Consider the following 211-nt stretch of genomic DNA (forward strand, 5'->3'; position numbering starts at 1 on the left):
GGCTCCAACAACGCAGTGGGAACCCCCATGCCTGCAGGCTCTCTGCCACTTTAGCCCCTAATACACCAGCTCCCATGATGCCGATGGTAAATTCATCACGGGTGTACTCTTGCAACGGCTGCCACTTCGCCTGGGATTTTAATGCCTGATAGTAATCAAAGCGGCGGAACCAGTGCAACACCTGACTCACCGCATACTCCTGCATTTGCAG

At 54.0% G+C, this 211-nt stretch carries 1 protein-coding gene; it reads right to left on the minus strand.

Going from position 1 to position 211, the window contains the following annotated elements; translation table 11 throughout:
• On the minus strand, positions 1 to 211 hold a 211-nt coding region (locus FDX22_RS15265), incomplete at both ends, for an NAD(P)-dependent oxidoreductase (RefSeq protein ID WP_304571766.1).

The organism is Citrobacter sp. TBCS-14 (genome assembly GCF_005280805.1).
Classification (GTDB): domain Bacteria; phylum Pseudomonadota; class Gammaproteobacteria; order Enterobacterales; family Enterobacteriaceae; genus Citrobacter; species Citrobacter gillenii.